The following is a 17,288-nucleotide window of genomic DNA, read 5'->3' as shown; positions in this document are numbered from 1 at the left end:
AGCGTACCCGCCCCTCTGCCGCGAGAATCAGCGCGCCGGATCGGAATCATCGGCGCGCTGCCGATTCCCACCCGGCACGGCGATTCTCGACGCACGGGGGGCGGGTCAGCTCAGGCCGCTGTAGGCGTGCAGGCCCTTGAAGAACATGTTCACGATCGTGAAGTTGAACAGCACGGCCGTGAAGCCGACGATCGAGAGCCAGGCCGAGCGCGGACCACGCCAGCCGCGGGTGGCGCGGGCGTGGATGTAGCCGGCGTAGAGCACCCAGATGACGAACGTCCACACCTCTTTGGTGTCGAAGCCCCAGTACCGACCCCAGGCGTCGTTCGCCCAGATCGATCCGGCGATGAGCGTGAAGGTCCAGAAGATGAAGCCGATGATCGCGAACCGGTAGGCGAGCGACTCGAGGGCATCGGAACCGGGCAGAGTGCGCAGGAACCCCGGCCCGGTGCGCACGGTGTCGTCCTTCGCGGCCGCGGCGACCCGGCGTTCACGGCGGGTCTGCATCAGCTGGACGACCGAGAGCCCGAACGCGATCGCGAACAGGGCCGTGGCCAGCGTCGCGACGAAGACATGGATGACCAGCCACACCGACTTCAGCGGGTCCATGAGCGGCACGACCTCGACGTAGAACGCGAGGGTCGCGCCGCCGAGCAGCAGCACGGTGAGCCCGGTGATGAACGACCCGAGGAAGCGCAGATCGAAACGCAGGAGCGACACGAGGTAGACCGCGACGACCAACAGGGTGCCGGTGAGGGCGAACTCGTACATGTTCGACCAGGGCACGCGGCCGGCGGCGATGCCGCGGGTGACGTCGCCGGCCAGATGGAAGAGGAATCCCAGCACGGTCAGCGACGTGCCGATCCGTGCGAACAGCAGCCGCGGGCGCTGCGCCGGCGGAGCGTTCAGGGCGAGTTCGGCGGCCTCTTCATCGGCGCGCATCCGCTCGACGGGGGTGGGCGCCCCGGCCGACCCGACCGATGCCGTGCCGACCGCGACCAGCTCGCGCTCACGGGCGTCCTTCGCGTCGACGGCGAGCTCGGATCGGCGGGCCAGATCGATCGCGTACGCCACGAAGGCCAGGGCGTACACGGCGATGGCCGTCCAGACGAGAAGGAGCGACACCGAGTCGATGCTGACGGCGGATTCGGGCATGGATGCCAGTCTACGTGGGGGTGCCGGATGCCTCGAAGGCAGCGCGGTGGCGCCGCTCGAGCTGGTCGACCGCGGCGTCCAGCGTCGGGTCCTCGCCGCGTGCGAGACCTGCGTACTCGACGCGCACGCCGCCGTCGTCCGCCTGCGCCTTCACCCACATCCGCCGACGCGGCACGAACAGCGCGGCGAGCAGGCCTGCCGTCGCGAGGACGGCGAACACGAGGACCCAGGTCGCCGCGGCATCCCGGTGGATCGACAGCGAGACGTAGCGCTTGACCGATCCCTCGTAACCGGATGCGCCGGCCGGGGCGTCGTTCTCGAAGGTGACCGAGCCGAGACCGCCGGGCAGCTCGGCGGTCTCGCCCGGCGCGAGCTCGAGCGAGGCGACGTCGGTGTCGCGACCGGTGAGTTTGTCCATCTCGGAGGTGTCGAGCGTGTACACCGAGCGGGGCACGCCGTCGTCGATGCCGAGGTCGCCGACGTACACGTCGAGCGAGACGACGGGGTTGGTCAGTGCGGGATACCACGACGCGAACGCGCCGGACTCGAGCTGCACCTGCGTGGGGTAGAAGAAGCCGACGAGCCCCATCTGCTCGTCGAGCCCGTCGGGGATCTTCACCACCCCGAGCGAGGTCATGTTCGTGTCCTGCGGCAGGAACGGCACCGACTCCGAGAAGACCACATCGCCGGCGGCGTCGCGCACCGTCAGGGTCGGTGCGTAGCCGTTGCCCATCAGATAGATGCGGTCGCCGCCCATCTGCAGCGGGTGGTTGACGCGCACCACGCCGGTCGAGGCATCCGCCCCCGCGTACTGCGTCGTGAGGTTCGCGGCGAAGTCGCCGGCCTGTCCTGCGCCCTGCTCGCCGCTGGGCTGATAGGTCACGTCGAAGCTGTCGAGGGTGAGCGCGTAGGGCTCGAGCGCCTCCTCGTCGACGAACCGGCCGGGGTTGAAGGACGTGTAGTCGAGCAGCGTGTTGACGAACGTGCGGCCCTCGATGATGACGGTCTGGCCGGTGTAAGTGAAGCCACCGCCGACGCCGACCGCGATCAGCACGCCGATCAGCGCGGTGTGGAAGACGAGGTTGCCGGTCTCGCGCAGATAGCCGCGCTCGGCCGACACCGACCGCACGGCGGCACCGTCGTAGCGCTCCACGCGGTAGCCCGACCGCCGCAGCTGGTCGGCCGCGAGTGCGACCGCACGCTCGGCCTCTTCTGCGGCATCCGCATCGCGGCCGATGTCGAGGGTCGCTTCGCGGTGCGCGTCCAGACGCGACAGTCGCGCGGGCGTCCGCGGCGGGCGGGCGCGCAGGGCTCTCCAGTGGTGCCGCGTGCGCGGGATGACGCACCCGATCAACGAGATGAACAGCAGCAGGTAGATGGCCGAGAACCACGGCGAGGCATAGACGTCGAACATGCTGAAGCCGTCGAGGATCGGCGCCAGCTCGGGGTTGTCCTGGAAGTACTGCGTCACCCCGTTCGGGTCGGCGCTGCGCTGGGGCACGAGAGAGCCGGGGATCGCGGCGATCGCCAGCAGCAGCAGCAGCACGAGCGCGGTGCGCATCGAGGTGAGCTGCCGCCACGCCCAGCGCAGCCAGCCGGTGACCCCGAGCGACGGCTGCGTGATGTCGGCAGAGCGGGGTGCGGGCGCGTCGGCGTGGTCGTCGGGCCGCAGCGGCTCGGTGCGATCGGCGGTGTCAGAGCGGGAGCGGGACACTGAGGAACACCCCCTGCAGCTGAGCCATGAGCGCGGTCCACACGCCGGTCACCATCAGCACTCCGAGGACGATAAGCAGCGCACCGCCGATGATGTTGACGACCCGGATGTGGCGCCGCACGAAGCCCACCGAGCGGGTCGCCCAGCCGAAGCCGAGGGCGAGCAGAACGAACGGGATGCCGAGACCGAGCGAGTAGGCGAGTCCGAGCACCGCCCCCCTCGCGGCCGAGCCGGAGTCGAACGAGAGCTGCAGGATGACGGCGAGAGTGGGGCCGATGCACGGGGTCCAGCCGATGCCGAGGGCGACGCCCAGCAGCGGCGCGCCCACGAGGCCCAGGTTGCCGCGCACCTGCGGGCGGAACGTGCGCTGCGCGAACCCGAGCATCCCGATGAAGACGAGGCCCATCGCGATGATGACGATGCCCAGCACGCGGGTGATGATGTCGGCGTACTCGATGAGGAAGCGCCCCACGGTTCCGCCGAGCATGGCGGCGCTGATGAAGACGAAGCTGAACCCCGCGATGAACAGCAGCACCCCGAGCAGCAGCCGACCGCGGCCCGGTTCGGCCGCCTCGGCCACCACCGTCCCGGTCGGAGGATCGGCGCTCGGCCGGAGATTCTCGGCCGCATCGTCCGAGCGGGAGCCGATCGTCCGACCAGTGGGGGCCGGCCGCGGCGCCACCGCGCCTCCGATGAAGCCGAGATAGCCCGGCACGAGCGGCAGCACGCACGGCGAAAGGAACGAGATGAGCCCCGCGAGCACCGCGATGGGCACGGCCAGCCACAGCGTACCGTCGGCGACGACGGCGCCGACGTTCACGAGGCGTCCAGCGCGTCGCGCAGCAGCGTCTCGAGCACGGATGCCTCGGTGAGCTGCCCGATGATGCGCGCGGCCACGCGGCCCTCGGTGTCGAGCACGAGCGTGACCGGTACGGCGTTGAGCGGCGTCTGCCCGGCGAAGGCGAGCTTGATCGATCCGTCGACCGTCGTGAGCGCGCTCGGATAGGTCACGCCATACGTCTCGGCGAACGCCTGCGACGCTTCAGCGCCGTCGTACAGGTTCACCCCCAGGAAGGCGACGTCCTCGCCGTCGAGGGCCTGGTGCGCCTCTTCGAGCACCGGGGCCTCGACCCGGCAGGGTGCGCACGCGGCGTACCAGAAGTTCACGGCGACGGCCATGCCCGCCAGGTCGTCGCTCGAGATCGTGCCGCCGGTGTCGAGCACACCCTCGAATTCGATGGGTTCGGTGCGCTCGGCCTCGGGGATCAACACCACGCGCGTGCCGTCGGCGGCGATGAACCCCTTGTTGTCGCCCGCGCGGTACTGCTCGGCGAGCGGGTCGCTCGAGCAGGCGGCCAGTGCGCCGACCAGGGCGATGGTGGCGAGTGCGGATGCCGCGGCACGCGCGGCGCGCGCGATCACACCGCCCCCACGTCGACGGCGCCGGCCGTGGACGCCGGCTCGACGTAGGCGACCTCGGTCCACGTGCCGTCGCGCATCTCGAAGCTCGTGACGCTCGAGAGGGCGCACCGGCGGGCGCGCGGATCGTGCCGCAGCGGCTCGCCGGCGACGGCGAGGTGGGTGATCCAGATCGGCAGCTGGTGCGAGACGATGACGACGTCGCCGCCGTCGGCGGCATCCCATGCGGTCGTCATCGCCTCGTTCATGCGCGCCACGACCTCGGCGTACGGCTCACCCCAGCTGGGAAGGGCCGGCGTGCGCAAGTGGCGCCAGTTCCACGGGTTCATGAGGGCGCGCACCATGCGGCGCCCCTCGAACACGTTGGTGGGCTCGATGACGCGCTCGTCGATGCGCGGGGTCAGACCGAACAGCTCGGTGAACGGCTCCGCCGACTCCTGCGTGCGCTGCAGCGGCGAGCACGCCAGCGCGGCGATCGGGCGGTCGAGGGTGCTCACATACTCGGCGGCCTGACGGGCCATCCGGCGTCCGTCGGCGCTGAGCCCGAATCCGGGAAGTCTTCCGTACAGCACACGGCGGGGGTTCTCGACCTCTCCGTGACGCACGAGATGAAGGCGATCGGCGGGCACTCCCCGATTCTACGTTGCGCGGTTCTGGGCGCCGGCTGAGCGCGACCCGTCCGACAGGTCGGGTGCGTCGCGAGCTTCGCGCCGCGACGCCGCTCGTCGCTGCAGCATCGACTCGGCGATCATCAGGCCCACGACGATCGCCGCGCCGAGCACCGCCAGCAGGATCGGGCCGACGATCGGGTCGTAGGGTGCGACGGGTGTCCCGACGCCGTGGTCGTCGCCTGCGACGGTCTGCCATGGCCACAGCGCTCGCAGCGAGCCCAGCATCAGGCCCGCCATCGCGACGAGCGTCAGTCGGCGGTGCCGGTCGAGCAGGTGCTTCATCACCCGCACGATCGTCACGAGGCCCACGAGCGCACCCAACGCGAAGACGCCGAGGTAGAGCAGATCGCGCTCGGCCACCGCCAACAGGGTGGGCGAATAGAGGCCGATCGCGAGGAGGAAGAACGAGCCCGAGACTCCGGGCACCACCAGGGCGCACACCGCGATCATCGCGGCGAAGAAGACGATCCACAGCGGCGGGTCGAGCACCAGTGAGCCGCCGGCGAAGTCGACGGCGGCGAACGCCGCGACCGCGGCGAGGACGAACACCAGCATCCCGACCATGCGCGCGGCACCCGTCGCGCGCGGCGCGAGGCGCAGGGGCACGGCGATACTCGCGGCGACGAGTCCGAAGAACAGACCGCGTGACAGTTCGGGGTTCGCCGACACGAGCGCTTCGACGACACCGGCGAGCGTGACCACGGTCGCGGCCATGCCGATGACCAGCGGCACGACCAACCGCCACTCGACCAGGCGCAGTTCCGACCTGAAACCCTCGCGACGGCCGGGCCCGAACAGCAGCCGGCGGAACGCCGAGACCACGTGGGAGGCTGCCGTGATGAGCCGCTCGTAAACACCGGTGATGAGGGCGATCGTTCCACCGGAGATGCCGGGGAGCAGCTCGGCGAGGCCGATGAACCCGCCACGCAGGACGTCGAGCAGCGCCGTCCACCCGAGGGCGGCGGCGCGCGGCGGCGTCGTGGTCGGCGTCGTCATCACCCGACCACGATAGGCGGCTCCGGTGAACAGAACCTGTGCCCGGCCGGTGAGTCGCCGGCGGGCGGCGCCGTAGACTGGTCGATCGTGAGCGAACGCGTCCTCGTCGAAGATCTGCAAGCCCGTGAAGACGGCCCCGTCGTGGTGTCCGGATGGGTCGAGACCGTCCGCGATCAGAAGAAGGTGCAGTTCGTCATCCTGCGTGACGAGACCGGCGCCGTGCAGCTGGTGAACCCCGCGACCCGCCCCGCCGAGGACGGCAGCGAGCAGGACGCCGACGCGCTGGCCCTCACCGACACCATTTCGAACCTCGCGCACGGCACGTTCCTCACCGTTCGCGGGGCCCTCAAGCACGATGAGCGTGTCAAGCTCGGCGGCGTCGAGGTCAAGATCGGCACGCTCGAGATCGCGGCCGCCTCGCTGCCCGAGACGCCGATCGCCGCCGACAGCGGACTCGACAAGCGGATGGATTGGCGCTTCCTCGACCTGCGCCAGGCCCGCAACAACCTGATCTTCCGGGTGCAGACGACCCTCGAGCACGCCATGCGCTCGTACTGGGTCGAGCGCGACTACATCGAGATCCACTCCCCCAAGCTCATGGCGAGCCCCGCCGAGTCGCGCGCCGAGCTGTTCTCGATGGAGTACTTCGGCGACCAGACCGCGTACCTCGCCCAGAGCCCACAGCACTTCAAGCAGATGGCTCAGGCGGCCGGATTCGGCAAGGTGTTCGAGATCGCCGACGCGTTCCGCGCCGACCCCAGCTTCACCAGCCGCCACGCGACCGAGTTCACGTCGATCGACTCCGAGATCAGCTGGATCGACGGCTACGAGGATGTCGCCTCGATGCAGGAGGAGCTGCTGGCGGCCGCGTTCGCCGCGGTCAAGGAGAAGCACGGCGCTGAGATCGAGGAACTGTTCGGGGTCACCGTGGAGGTGCCCACGCTGCCGTTCCCGCGCATCCCCCTCGCCGAGGCGCGCGAGATCGTCGCCGCCCGCGGCTACGAGATCCCCCGCGCCGACGGCGACCTCGACCCCGAGGGCGAGCGCCAGGTGTCGGCGCATGTCAAGGAGACCTTCGGTCACGACTTCGTGTTCGTCACCGATTACCACCCCGAGATCCGGCCCTTCTACCACATGCGCGACGTCGAGACGGGGCTCACCAAGAGCTACGACCTGCTGTACAACGGCACCGAGATCACGACCGGGGCTCAGCGCGAGCACCGCATCGATGTGCTCGAGCAGCAGGCGGCCGAGAAGGGCCTCGACCTCGAGGGACTCGAGCACTACCTCGACTTCTTCCGCTACGGAGTGCCGCCGCACGGCGGGTTCGGCATGGGCCTGGCGCGTCTGCTGATGCTGATGCTGGGCGAGTCCTCGATCCGCGAGGTCACCTTCCTCTTCCGCGGGCCGACGCGCCTGGCGCCCTGACCCCCGCTGCCTCGCGACTCAGTCGGCACGCTGCGCGAGCGCGACGCGCAACCGGTCGGGTGACACGCGCCAGTGCGCATGGAGTTCGCCGTCGATGAGGACGACGGGGATCTTCTCCCACCAACGCTGGTACAGCGCCGGATCGTCGAGGATCGACCGGCGCTCGATGGCCACCGCGTCGTCGGGCAGTTCGGCCGCGACCGTCTGGATCACCTCGTCCGCGACCTCGCACAGGTGGCAGTCGGGCTTGCCGATGAGGGTCAGGGTGATCACCGCCCCATCCTAGGTCGGCGGGCGGAGCGCCCCTCGACTTGCGTCTGCGGGTGCCGATCTGCCTACGGTGGATGATCCCGACCCCGGAGGAACGACATGTGGGAGCCCTGGATCGAATTCGCGATCGCCATCCTGATCTGCCTGGCGGGCGCTCTCATCGTGACGATCGCGGTGACCCTCATCACCAAGCTCGCCGTGCGCAAGGTGGAGTGGCCCAAGGAACTCGTGCACCGGTGCCGCCGGCCGTTCCGCGTGTTCGTGCTCGTGATCGCGCTGTGGGTCGCCGTTGGTGCGACGTTCCCCGACGAGGACTGGAAGCCCGGCCTCAGTCACCTCTTCCTCATCGTCACCATCGCGGTCGGGACGTGGCTGGCCATCAGCCTCATCATGTTCGGCACCGACCAGATGCTCGGTCGCTACCGGCTGGACGTCCCCGACAATCGGGTCGCGCGCCGCATCCGCACCCAGACGCTCATCCTGCGCCGTCTGGCCATCGCGATCGTGGTCGTGATCGCCATCGGATCCATCCTCCTCACCTTTCCGCAGGTCCAGGCGATCGGCGCCAGCGTGCTGGCATCCGCGGGCATCGCGTCGATCGTGGCGGGCCTCGCGGCGCAGTCGACGCTGGCGAACATGTTCGCCGGGATCCAACTGGTCTTCAGCGAGGCACTGCGCGTCGACGACGTCGTCGTCGTCGAGGGCGAGTGGGGGCGTGTCGGCGAGATCACGCTCTCGTACGTCGTCGTCAACCTGTGGGACGAACGGCGTCTCATCGTGCCGTGCACCTACTTCACCCAGCAGGCCTTCACCAACTGGACCCGGCGCGGCAGCGAGATCCTCGGCACCGTCGAGCTCGACCTCGACTGGCGCGTTCCGGTCGAGGGCATCCGCGAGCGCCTCGACGAGGTGCTCGCCGACACGGACCTGTGGGACGGCCGGTCGAAATCGGTGCAGGTCACCGACGCGACAGGCGGCCATGTGCAGGTGCGCATCGTCGTGAGCGCCGCGAACGCATCGCTGCTGTGGGACCTGCGCTGCCTCGTCCGTGAAGAGCTCGTGGCGTGGGCGCGCACCTCGGCGCCGGCATCGCTGCCCGTGCAGCGCGTCGAGCTCAGCCAGTTCGCCACCGTCGCCGATGCCGAGAAGGCCGATGCGCCGGAGTCGACGGCGCCCCACCCCCGTGAAGGGCTGTTCAGCGGCAGCGAGGACGCAGATCGTCGGGCGGCCGAATTCACCGCCGCGATCCCGATCGTCCGCAGCGACGAGGACCGCTGAGCGGACCGCCGCCGCAGACACGAAGCGCCCGTCCACAGGACAGGCGCTCGGTGTCGGATGCCGCTTACTTCTTGTTGCGGCGCTGGTGGCGGGTCTTGCGAAGCAGCTTGCGGTGCTTCTTCTTCGCCATGCGCTTGCGGCGCTTCTTGATGACAGAGCCCACGGAAGAACCTCACTAGATCGGGGATCTGGACGCGGTTTCGCGCCCCGGAACCGGGCAGATACGGAAATATGCCTCGGAACAGTCTAGCCGACGTCGGCGATGGGCCGCTGCAGGGCCTGCGTGACGGCCGTCTCGGGCACCCGATAGCTGCGTCCGAACCGCACCGCGGGCAGCTCTCCCGAGTGCACCAGGCGGTAGACCGTCATCTTCGAGACGCGCATGAGTTCGGCGACCTCGGCGACGGTGAGGAACCGCACGTCCGGCAGCTCTGCCATCTCGACTCCCTTCCCCACGCCCGGCGCGACATGCGCCGTTCACGTCAACTTTAGAGGGTCGACGGGACTCGTGTAAACGGGTGTGACGTGTGTGACGTCTGGGGCGACGTCGCTCAGCGCCCGGGGAACTTGCGCAGCGCGCTCTCGAGCGCGTGCTTCGCGGATGCGGCGGCTCGGCCGACCACGTCGGCCGCGTGAGCCGCGGTGTCGGGCAGAGGTGCGCCGTCGCGGTCGATCTCACCGGCCGAGCCGTCATCCAGGAACGGCAGCAGCCAGTCGTCCACCTCGTCGAGCGGGCCGGCCGACAGGCTGTAGAAGCGATGCTGCCCTTCCTCACGCACGGTGACCAGGTGAGCGTCGCGCAGCACCTTGAGGTGCTTCGAGACCGTCGGCTGACTCGCACCGAGTTCCTGCACGATCTGCGACACGCTCGTTCCGTGCTCACCCCCGGCAGAGCGGTCGAGGAGGATCCGGAGGATCTCTCGACGGGTGCCGTCTGCGATCACGTCGAAGATGTCCGCCATGGAATCAGAGTAGTCGCGCACCCGCCGGAGTACCATGACCGGGGACTTCCGGCGAAAGGGTGGACGCATGGCGACGGACCCCGGCCGGTCGTTCGCTGGCCGCATCACGCGTGCCCTGCACCGCGTGTGGGACGCGATCCGTCACCTCACCACCTCGTCGCCGTCGCGCTTCGCCGTCCTCGTCTTCGCGTCGCTGATCCTGCTGTTCACCGCGCTGCTGTCGATCCCCGCGGCATCCACGACGGGACGGACGTCGTTGGCCGATGCGGTGTTCACGGCCGTCTCGACGATCTGCGTGACCGGGCTGACCACGGTCGACATCGCCACTCACTTCTCACCGCTGGGCAAGGTGATCATCTTCGTCGGCGTGAACATCGGCGGCATGGGTGTGCTCACGCTCGCATCGATCCTGGGCCTGGTGATCTCCAAGCGGCTCGGTCTGCGCGCGAAGCTCATCGCGGCCAGTGACAGCAACCCGCTGCGCGCGCATGCCGGCCCCGTCAATGAGGGCCAGACGGTGCGCCTGGGCGAGGTCGGACAGCTTCTGCGCACCGTCGCGCTGTCGACGCTCGTGATCGAGGGGACGGTCGCCCTCGCGCTCTACCCGCTGCTGCTGCTCGCCGGAATCGGACCCTTCGAGGCGCTGTGGGAGGCGCCGTTCTACGCGGCGATGGCGTTCACCAACACCGGGTTCACCCCGAACCCCGGCGGGCTGACGCCGTTCGCCGACGACTATGTGCTGATGACCGTGCTCATGGCGGCGGTCTTCCTCGGCAGCATCGGCTTCCCGGTGATCTACGCGCTGTGGAAGCACCTGTGGGACGTACGCCGGTGGCCGCTGCACACCAAGCTGACGATCATCACGACGGTGCTGCTCTTCTTCGCGGGCGCCGCCGCATTCCTCGTGCTCGAGTACAACAATCCGAAGACGTTCGGATCGATGGATGCCTGGGACACGACCTTCCAGGCGTTCTTCCTCTCGGCCATGACACGCTCGGGCGGCTTCGCCGTCGTCGATGTCGGCGAGTTGTACGGGTCATCGCTGGTCGTCGGGAGCATGCTCATGTTCGTCGGCGGAGGATCGGCGTCCACCGCCGGCGGCATCAAGGTGACGACCCTCGCGGTGCTCGCGCTCGCGGTGTGGAGCGAGGCGAAGGGACGGCAGACGGTCGAGTCGTTCGGACGCCGCATCCCGAGCGATGTGCAGCGCGTCGCCCTCTCGGTCGTCGCGTGGGGAGCCACGATCGTGGCGCTGTCGACCATCGTCATCGCGCAAATCAGCCAGGAGCCGACCGCCGACGTGCTGTTCGACGTGATCTCGGCGTTCGGAACGGTGGGTCTGTCGACCGGCCTGACCGCCGACCTCGAGGATCCGGCGGTGTACGTCATGGCGCTGACGATCTTCATGGGGCGGATTGGTACAGTGACACTCGCCGCGGCGGTGGCCGCGACATCCCGATCGCAGCTGTACTCGCTGCCGGTGGAAAGGCCGATCGTTGGTTGAGCGGATCAGGGGCGACGCGCCCGTCCTCGTGATCGGTCTCGGCCGCTTCGGCGCCGCGTGCGCCGGCGAGCTCGACCGGCTCGAGCGTGAAGTGCTCGCCATCGACGAGTCGCTCGACCTCGTGCAGAAGTGGTCGGAGCGGGTCACCCACACCGTGCAGGCCGACGCCCGCAACATCGAGGCGCTCAAGCAGGTCGGCGCACAGGACTTCCAGGTCGCGGTGGTGGCGGTCGGATCGTCGATCGAGGCATCCGTTCTCATCACCGCGAACCTCGTCGACCTGAAGGTGCCGCAGATCTGGGCGAAGGCGGTCTCGCAGTCGCACGGCAAGATCCTCGCGCGCGTCGGCGCGAACCACGTCATCTATCCCGAGCGCGAGGCCGGCGAGCGCGTCGCGCACCTCGTGAGCGGACGGATGCTCGACTTCATCCGCTTCGACGACGACTTCGTGCTCGCCAAGATGTACCCGCCCAAATTCATCCGCGGCGTGGGCCTGAACGAATCGGGCGTGCGCACCAAGTACAACGTCACCGTGGTGGGCGTGAAGAGCCCCGGCAAGCCGTTCCGCTACGCCGAAGCGAACACGGTGGTGACCAACCACGACCTCATCATCGTGTCGGGCACCAACTCCGACATCGAGCGCTTCGCCGCACTCGAGCGCTGAGGTCAGCGCAGCTGCGCGAAGGCCTCGACTCTCGCGCTCGGACCGACGATGAGCGTCTTGTCCCCCTCGGCGAGCACCGTCTCACCGTCGGCGTTCTGCCACGTGCCGTCCTTCGGCTTGTACGCAGTGACGGTGATGCCGTGCTTCTGGCGGATCGTCGTCTTGCCGAGCGGGACGCCACGCACCGCCGCGGGCGCGACGACCTTGGCCATCGAGTAGCCCGGCTCGATCTCGACGTAGTCCATCGCGGCCCCCCGGACGAGGTGGGCCACGCGGCGGCCCATGTCGCGCTCGGGATAGATCACGTGGTGTACGCCCAGTTGCTCCAGGATGAGCCCGTGCTGATCGCTCACCGCCTTGGCCCAGATGACCGGCACGGTCAGCTGCAGCAGCAGCGAACAGGTGAGGATCGACGACTGCACGTCGTGTCCGATCGCGACCACCACGCGGTCGAACTCGTCGACGGCGAGCTGCCGCAGCGTCTCGGCTTTCGTCGAGTCGGCCCGCACCACCTGGGTGAGCTCGCCGTTGAGCGACTGGACGAGGTCTTCGTCGACATCGATGCCGAGCACCTCGGTGCCTGAGGCGATCAACTCGAGAGCGAGCGAACTGCCGAAGCGCCCGAGGCCGATGACAGCGACGGAGTCGGCTTCGGCGATGCGCCGCGACGACTCGGTGAACAGCGAGAACCTACCCAATTGCGGGCCTCTCTTTCGCGTACTCGTAGAGGATGCGCCGCTGTCGCAGCGCGATGGCCGAGCCCAGGGTGAGTGGGCCGATCCGTCCGAGGAACATCAGGACGACGAGGGTCAGCTCGGCGCCGTCGGGCAGATCGGCAGTGACCCCGGTGGACAGTCCGACGGTGGCGAACGCAGAGATGGCCTCGAACAGCACGGCGTCCGAGCGCAGCCCGGTCATCACCATGATCGCGATGGCGGCGGTCATGATGGCGGCGAGCGCAATGAGCACGACGGTGATGGCCTGCCGGTGCACCGCACGCGACAGCCGCTTGCCGAAGATGTTCACGGCGCCCTCGCCGCGCAGTTCGGTGACGATGATGAAGAACAGCACCGCGAACGTCGTCACCTTGATGCCGCCCGCGGTGCCCGCCGGTCCGCCGCCGATGAACATGAGTACGTCCATGCCCAGCCAGGTCTCGTCGTGCATCTGTCCGACGTCGACCGAGTTGAACCCCGCCGTGCGGGTCTGCACCGCGTGGAAGAACCCGATCAGCACGCGCGACGCGGGGTCGTACCTGCCGAGGGTCTCGGGGTTCGACCACTCCAGCGCGGTGATGTACACCGAACCCACCACGAGCAGCAGTGCTGTCGCCCACAGCACCAGCTTGGTGTTCATCGACCAGTGGAGGGGACGTCTCGCGCGGCGGAGCAACTCCATGAACACCGGGAACCCGAGCCCACCCAGGATGATCGCCGCACACATCGGCAGGCAGACCCACGGATCTGTGGCGTAGGGGATCATGTTGTCGGTGTGCAGCGCGAACCCGGCGTTGTTGAACGACGAGACCGCCAGGAACAGCCCCTGCCACGCCGCCTCGCCGGCATCCATGCCGTACCCGAAGCCGAAGCGCGGTGCGAGGAAGACGAAGGTGATCGCCTCGATCACCAGTGAGATGAGCACGATGCGGCGCACCACACCCCGCACGTCGTCGAAACCGATCGCCCTCGACTCGGCGGCGGCGTTCAGACGCGTGCGCACCGAGAACCGGCGCGCGAGCACGAGACCGATCAGCGACGCGAAGATCATGATGCCCAGTCCGCCGAGCTGGATGAGCAGCATGATCACGACGAGCCCGAAGGCGCTCCAGTGGGTGGCGGTGTCGACGACCGTCAGCCCGGTGACGCAGACTGCCGAGGTGGCCGTGAACAGGGCATCGACGAGATTGGTCCACTCCCCGCTGCGTGAGGAGAGCGGGAGCATGAGCACGCCGGTGCCGACGAGGTCGGCGGCGGCGAAGCCGAGGACCACCGCCTGGGCGGGGTGCACACGCACTGCGCGACGGCGTCGCGCGGTCGCCGCGACGCGATCAGTCACGGCGTAGAACTCTACGCCTGTTCCGACCGCCCGCAAGCGGCTCTTCTTGTGCGCGACTACGCGCCGGCGGCGAGTTCCTGCGCCCGCCTCAGCGCGGCATCCGTGGCCCGACCCAGCACCTCGTCGAGACGCGCGTCCTGCAGCACCGCGATCGCACGCTCGGTCGTGCCGTTGGGGCTCGTGACGCGGCGCCGCAGCTCGGCCGGATCGTCGGGTGAGGCATCCATCAGAGCCGCGGCGCCGACGACGGTCTGCTCGGCGAGCAGGCGTGCCTGCTCGCGCGAGAACCCCTTGCCGATCGCGGCCTCGGTGAGCACCTCTGCGAAGAGGAACACGTAGGCGGGCCCCGAGCCCGAGATCGTCGAGAGGGCGTCGATCTGCTCCTCCGGCACCTCGACGACGGCACCCACGGTCTCGAAGAGGCGTCGCACCAGCGAGACGGCGCCGGCGTCGGCGTGCGCACCCGCCGCGATGCCGGTCACGCCCTTGCCGACGAGCGCGGGCGTGTTCGGCATCGAGCGCAGGACCGCGGTCCCCTCGGGCAGCAGCGACTCGAACGTCGCGATGGTGACCCCGGCGGCCAGGCTGACGACGATCGCGCCCGGAGCGAGCGAGGGGGCGATCTCGCCGAGGAGGTCGCGCACCATGGCCGGCTTGACCCCGATCAGCACGATGCCCGCGGATGCCGCGGCGGCCCGATTGCCGCCCTCGTCGACCTCGAGGGCGATCGAGGTCACGCCGTCGAGGCCGGCGAGCGTCTCGGCCTTGGCGACGGAGCGGTTGGTCGCCACGATGCCGCCCGTGGCAAGCCCCGAAGCGACGACACCTTCGAGGATCGCACCGCCCATCGAGCCGGCGCCGAGAACGGCGATGCGCGGAAGTGGATCGACGTCGGCAGACATGGCGTCATCCTACGGCGCGGGTCTGCGAGGAGAACATGAAAGTCGGTTCACATCCGCTATGAGGCAGGGTTATCATCGAGGAGCCGGCGCGGCGATGCGCCCGGCGAGCAACTGCGAAGGAACGTCGATGACCCTCTTCGATGGCATCACCTCTCGGGTGATCGAGACGCCACGGCTGAACGTGAACATCCTCGAGCGCGAAGGCGACTCACCCGCCACCCCGCCGGAGCGCACGGTCGTGCTCGTGCACGGCAACGTGTCGTCCTCGCTGTTCTGGCAGGAGATCATGCAGGATCTGCCGGGCGACCTGCGCGTCATCGCCATCGACCTGCGCGGTTTCGGCGGCACCGAGAACGTTCCTGTCGATGCCACACGGGGCGTGCGCGACTTCAGCGACGACGTGTTCGCGACCCTCGAGACCCTCGAGATCCCGACGGCACACTTCGTCGGCTGGTCGATGGGCGGCGGCGTGGTCATGCAGTACGCGCTCGACCACCCGGCGCTGAGCCTCACCCTGCAGTCGCCCGTCTCGCCCTACGGCTTCGGCGGAACCCGCCGCGACGGCTCGCGGCTCACCGACGACGACGCGGGCACAGGAGGCGGCGGGGCGAACCCCGACTTCGTGCAGCGCCTCACCGACCGCGACACGACCGACGAGGCGCAGACCTCGCCTCGCAGCGTGTTCCGGTCGGGCTACGTGGCTGCCGACCACGCCGCCGAGCACGAGGACGTCTGGGTCGAGTCGATGCTGTCCACCTCGACGGCGTCGGGAAACTATCCCGGCGACGCGACCGCGAGCGAGCACTGGCCGGGCTTCGCGCCGGGGACCAGCGGAGTGCTCAACACGATGGTGCCGAAGTACTTCAACGTGTCGGGCATCGTGGACCTCGAGCCCAAGCCGCCGATCCTGTGGGTCCACGGCACCGCCGACGCGATCGTCTCGGATGCCTCGTTCTTCGACCTCAACAATCTCGGGGCGCTCGGTGTGATCCCCGGCTGGCCCGGAGCCGATGTCGCCCCGCCGCAGGAGATGGTGTCGCAGACCCGCGACGTGCTGGGCGCCTACGCCGCCCGGGGCGGCGAGGTGACGGAACTCGCGATGGAGGGCGTCGGCCACTCGCCGCACCTCGAGCGTCCGGCCGAGTTCCGCCATGCGCTGCTCGAGCTCATCGGCTACATCGGCCACGCGCAGAACCCCGCCCCGCCGACCGAGGCCATCATCCTGAAGGCATCGGACTGACGGATCCTGTACCCACCGGCGCATCCGGTCGGGTGCAGGCGTCCCTAGACTCGACGGCATGAGCGCATCCGGCGGCGGCAAAGCGATCCTCGCCGCATTCCTCGCGAACATGGGCATCGCGATCGCGAAGTTCGTCGCGTGGGCGATCTCGGGGTCGGCCTCGATGCTCGCCGAGGCGATCCACTCGGTCGCCGACTCGGGCAATCAGCTCCTGCTGATGCTCGGCGGGCGCCGCGCGAAGCGCGAGGCCGACGCGGAGCATCCGTTCGGCCACGGGCGCGAGCGCTACGTGTACGCGTTCGTCGTCGCCATCATCCTGTTCTCGGTCGGCGGCCTGTTCTCGATCTACGAGGGCGTCGACAAGCTCACCCACCCCCATGGGCTCGAGAACGTGTGGATCCCCATCGCGGTGCTGCTCATCGCCATCGGCCTGGAGTCGTTCTCGCTGCGGACCGCGGTGCGCGAAAGCAACCAGGTGCGCGAGAAAGGACAGTCCTGGATCGCGTTCGTCCGCCGGGCGAAGGCGCCGGAGCTGCCGGTCGTGCTTCTCGAAGATGTCGCCGCCCTCACCGGTCTCGTGTTCGCACTCGCCGCGGTGAGCCTGTCGGCGATCACCGGCGACCCGGTCTACGACGCCATCGGCACGCTCATGATCGGCACGCTGCTCGTCCTGGTCGCGATCGTGCTCGGCGTCGAGACCAAGAGCCTGCTCGTCGGTGAAGGCGCCAGCGAGGCCGATCGGCGGCGCATCCTCGACGCGATCGACTCCTCGCCCGAGGTGCAGCGACTCATTCACATCAAGACCCTCTATCTGGGCCCCGACGAGCTGCTCGTCGCTGCGAAGATCGCCTTCGCCGCCGACGCGCCGTTCGCCGACGTGGCCGCCGGGATCGACGCCGTCGAGACCCGCATCCGCGAGGCGGTGCCCGCCGCCCGTGTCATCTATCTGGAGCCCGACGTGTACCACCAGCCCCCGCAGGATCCGCCGCCCACCGAGGCCATCGTCATGAAGTCGGCGGACTGAGGCGCC

Annotated in this window: 19 protein-coding genes; 6 read left to right on the top strand and 13 right to left on the bottom strand. The window is 69.2% G+C overall.

The genetic code is table 11. From position 1 onward, the window contains the following. Positions 1 to 105: 105 nt before the first annotated feature. Genes ccsB through ABD663_RS14105 form a run of 6 tightly spaced genes read right to left on the bottom strand, consistent with a single transcriptional unit; the run spans position 106 to position 5,955 of the window. Positions 106 to 1,155, bottom strand: coding sequence for a c-type cytochrome biogenesis protein CcsB (gene ccsB / locus ABD663_RS14130; protein ID WP_344739625.1), 1,050 nt, complete (start codon positions 1,153 to 1,155; stop codon positions 106 to 108). Positions 1,156 to 1,165: 10 nt separating this feature from the next. After that, positions 1,166 to 2,869: a cytochrome c biogenesis protein ResB gene (gene resB / locus ABD663_RS14125; RefSeq protein WP_344739623.1), complete on the bottom strand. Its 1,704-nt coding sequence runs from the start codon at positions 2,867 to 2,869 to the stop codon at positions 1,166 to 1,168. Then, a complete protein-coding gene (locus ABD663_RS14120) occupies positions 2,850 to 3,689 on the bottom strand; it encodes a cytochrome c biogenesis CcdA family protein (RefSeq protein ID WP_344739621.1) in 840 nt (279 codons plus the stop codon). Before ABD663_RS14120 ends, resB begins: the two co-directional genes overlap by 20 nt. Continuing rightward, entirely contained in the window at positions 3,686 to 4,291 is a 606-nt protein-coding gene (locus ABD663_RS14115; RefSeq protein WP_344739619.1) for a TlpA family protein disulfide reductase, read from the bottom strand. Before ABD663_RS14115 ends, ABD663_RS14120 begins: the two co-directional genes overlap by 4 nt. After that, positions 4,288 to 4,917: a histidine phosphatase family protein gene (locus ABD663_RS14110; RefSeq protein ID WP_344739617.1), complete on the bottom strand. Its 630-nt coding sequence runs from the start codon at positions 4,915 to 4,917 to the stop codon at positions 4,288 to 4,290. The genes ABD663_RS14115 and ABD663_RS14110 overlap by 4 nt, the downstream gene beginning before the upstream one ends. A gap of 9 nt (positions 4,918 to 4,926) precedes the next feature. Further along, positions 4,927 to 5,955: a DUF368 domain-containing protein gene (locus ABD663_RS14105; protein ID WP_344739615.1), complete on the bottom strand. Its 1,029-nt coding sequence runs from the start codon at positions 5,953 to 5,955 to the stop codon at positions 4,927 to 4,929. Positions 5,956 to 6,042: 87 nt separating this feature from the next. Between ABD663_RS14105 and aspS the strand changes: the two genes are divergently transcribed. Continuing rightward, on the top strand, positions 6,043 to 7,383 hold the full coding sequence (aspS, locus tag ABD663_RS14100) for an aspartate--tRNA(Asn) ligase (protein ID WP_344739613.1): 1,341 nt from the start codon (positions 6,043 to 6,045) through the stop codon (positions 7,381 to 7,383). An 18-nt stretch (positions 7,384 to 7,401) separates the two neighbouring features. Here the strand turns inward: aspS and ABD663_RS14095 are convergent, their stop codons facing one another. Beyond that, a complete protein-coding gene (locus tag ABD663_RS14095) occupies positions 7,402 to 7,656 on the bottom strand; it encodes a glutaredoxin family protein (protein ID WP_344739611.1) in 255 nt (84 codons plus the stop codon). A 96-nt stretch (positions 7,657 to 7,752) separates the two neighbouring features. On the opposite strand from ABD663_RS14095, the gene ABD663_RS14090 reads away from it, so the two are divergent. Then, positions 7,753 to 8,931, top strand: a complete 1,179-nt coding sequence (locus ABD663_RS14090; protein ID WP_344739609.1) for a mechanosensitive ion channel family protein — start codon at positions 7,753 to 7,755, stop codon at positions 8,929 to 8,931. A gap of 64 nt (positions 8,932 to 8,995) precedes the next feature. On the opposite strand, the gene ABD663_RS14085 is transcribed toward ABD663_RS14090, so the two are convergent. From ABD663_RS14085 to ABD663_RS14075, 3 genes are all read right to left on the bottom strand, one after another. Next, complete coding sequence (locus tag ABD663_RS14085) at positions 8,996 to 9,094, bottom strand: 30S ribosomal protein bS22 (RefSeq protein WP_003792170.1); 99 nt, start codon at positions 9,092 to 9,094, stop codon at positions 8,996 to 8,998. 83 nt (positions 9,095 to 9,177) lie between these two features. Then, positions 9,178 to 9,369: a helix-turn-helix domain-containing protein gene (locus ABD663_RS14080; RefSeq protein WP_344739607.1), complete on the bottom strand. Its 192-nt coding sequence runs from the start codon at positions 9,367 to 9,369 to the stop codon at positions 9,178 to 9,180. 113 nt (positions 9,370 to 9,482) lie between these two features. After that, positions 9,483 to 9,893 (bottom strand): ArsR/SmtB family transcription factor, encoded by a 411-nt coding sequence (locus ABD663_RS14075; RefSeq protein WP_344739605.1) that lies wholly within the window; start codon positions 9,891 to 9,893, stop codon positions 9,483 to 9,485. Between the two features lie 67 nt (positions 9,894 to 9,960). Here ABD663_RS14075 and ABD663_RS14070 point away from each other — a divergent pair, with 67 nt between their 5' ends. Next, positions 9,961 to 11,397 carry a TrkH family potassium uptake protein gene (locus tag ABD663_RS14070; protein WP_344739603.1) on the top strand — a complete coding sequence of 479 codons (1,437 nt, stop codon included), beginning with the start codon at positions 9,961 to 9,963 and terminating at the stop codon, positions 11,395 to 11,397. Next, positions 11,390 to 12,061, top strand: coding sequence for a potassium channel family protein (locus tag ABD663_RS14065; RefSeq protein WP_344739600.1), 672 nt, complete (start codon positions 11,390 to 11,392; stop codon positions 12,059 to 12,061). Before ABD663_RS14070 ends, ABD663_RS14065 begins: the two co-directional genes overlap by 8 nt. Before the next feature lie 2 nt (positions 12,062 to 12,063). On the opposite strand, the gene ABD663_RS14060 is transcribed toward ABD663_RS14065, so the two are convergent. Genes ABD663_RS14060 through proC form a run of 3 tightly spaced genes read right to left on the bottom strand, consistent with a single transcriptional unit; the run spans position 12,064 to position 15,018 of the window. Beyond that, positions 12,064 to 12,759 (bottom strand): potassium channel family protein, encoded by a 696-nt coding sequence (locus ABD663_RS14060; protein ID WP_344739598.1) that lies wholly within the window; start codon positions 12,757 to 12,759, stop codon positions 12,064 to 12,066. Continuing rightward, complete coding sequence (locus tag ABD663_RS14055) at positions 12,752 to 14,116, bottom strand: TrkH family potassium uptake protein (RefSeq protein ID WP_344739596.1); 1,365 nt, start codon at positions 14,114 to 14,116, stop codon at positions 12,752 to 12,754. The genes ABD663_RS14060 and ABD663_RS14055 overlap by 8 nt, the downstream gene beginning before the upstream one ends. A gap of 56 nt (positions 14,117 to 14,172) precedes the next feature. Then, a complete protein-coding gene (gene proC, locus ABD663_RS14050; protein WP_344739594.1) occupies positions 14,173 to 15,018 on the bottom strand; it encodes a pyrroline-5-carboxylate reductase in 846 nt (281 codons plus the stop codon). 127 nt (positions 15,019 to 15,145) lie between these two features. Here proC and ABD663_RS14045 point away from each other — a divergent pair, with 127 nt between their 5' ends. Next, positions 15,146 to 16,258 carry an alpha/beta fold hydrolase gene (locus ABD663_RS14045; RefSeq protein ID WP_344739592.1) on the top strand — a complete coding sequence of 371 codons (1,113 nt, stop codon included), beginning with the start codon at positions 15,146 to 15,148 and terminating at the stop codon, positions 16,256 to 16,258. Between the two features lie 58 nt (positions 16,259 to 16,316). Next, positions 16,317 to 17,282 carry a cation diffusion facilitator family transporter gene (locus ABD663_RS14040; RefSeq protein ID WP_344739590.1) on the top strand — a complete coding sequence of 322 codons (966 nt, stop codon included), beginning with the start codon at positions 16,317 to 16,319 and terminating at the stop codon, positions 17,280 to 17,282. The last annotated feature ends 6 nt before the right edge of the window (positions 17,283 to 17,288 follow it).

Source organism: Microbacterium awajiense (genome assembly GCF_039536545.1).
Classification (GTDB): domain Bacteria; phylum Actinomycetota; class Actinomycetes; order Actinomycetales; family Microbacteriaceae; genus Microbacterium; species Microbacterium awajiense.
This window is presented reverse-complemented; position numbering and strand designations above follow the sequence as displayed.

Excerpts from the sequence above, each read along its gene's own strand:
- ABD663_RS14045 (WP_344739592.1), top strand. The coding sequence starts at position 15,146 with ATGACCCTCTTCGATGGCATCACCTCTCGGGTGATCGAGACGCCACGG.
- ABD663_RS14090 (WP_344739609.1), top strand. The coding sequence starts at position 7,753 with ATGTGGGAGCCCTGGATCGAATTCGCGATCGCCATCCTGATCTGCCTG.
- ABD663_RS14075 (WP_344739605.1), bottom strand. The coding sequence starts at position 9,893 with ATGGCGGACATCTTCGACGTGATCGCAGACGGCACCCGTCGAGAGATC.
- proC (WP_344739594.1), bottom strand. The coding sequence starts at position 15,018 with ATGTCTGCCGACGTCGATCCACTTCCGCGCATCGCCGTTCTCGGCGCC.
- ABD663_RS14070 (WP_344739603.1), top strand. The coding sequence starts at position 9,961 with ATGGCGACGGACCCCGGCCGGTCGTTCGCTGGCCGCATCACGCGTGCC.
- ABD663_RS14105 (WP_344739615.1), bottom strand. The coding sequence starts at position 5,955 with ATGACGACGCCGACCACGACGCCGCCGCGCGCCGCCGCCCTCGGGTGG.
- ABD663_RS14080 (WP_344739607.1), bottom strand. The coding sequence starts at position 9,369 with ATGGCAGAGCTGCCGGACGTGCGGTTCCTCACCGTCGCCGAGGTCGCC.
- ccsB (WP_344739625.1), bottom strand. The coding sequence starts at position 1,155 with ATGCCCGAATCCGCCGTCAGCATCGACTCGGTGTCGCTCCTTCTCGTC.
- ABD663_RS14040 (WP_344739590.1), top strand. The coding sequence starts at position 16,317 with ATGAGCGCATCCGGCGGCGGCAAAGCGATCCTCGCCGCATTCCTCGCG.